The sequence below is a fragment of the Aquitalea sp. ASV11 genome (assembly GCF_016429185.1).
Classification (GTDB): Bacteria; Pseudomonadota; Gammaproteobacteria; order Burkholderiales; family Chromobacteriaceae; genus Aquitalea; species Aquitalea pelogenes.
On sequence record NZ_JAELUD010000228.1, the window covers coordinates 1 to 302 of the forward strand.

The 302-nt window shown below is 77.2% G+C and carries 1 protein-coding gene; it reads left to right on the forward strand.

Annotation, left to right across the window (positions count from 1 at the left end; genetic code table 11):
• Nucleotides 1–302: hypothetical protein (locus JHD62_RS21875; RefSeq protein ID WP_199104638.1), on the forward strand; the 302-nt coding region annotated here is incomplete at both ends.

Genomic DNA, 302 nt, shown 5'->3' on the forward strand with positions numbered 1-302 from the left:
GAATGTCCGCGCCTGCTGCAAAGCGGGGCGGCCCAGCTGCTGATAGCCGACCCGGACCAGCTACGCAGCCAGCTGGCACGGCTGAAACTGCCAGAGCAGCAGTTTGACGCAGTACTCACGCCACCTGTCTCTTATACACATCTGACGCTGCCGACGAACAGTAAGATGTGGGGGTGGGGGGGGGGGGGGGGGGGGGTGGGGGGGGGGGGGGGGGGGGGGGGGGGGGGGGGGGGGGGGGGGGGGGGGGGGGGGGGGGGGGGGGGGGGGGGGGGGGGGGGGGGGGGGGGGGGGGGGGGGGGGGG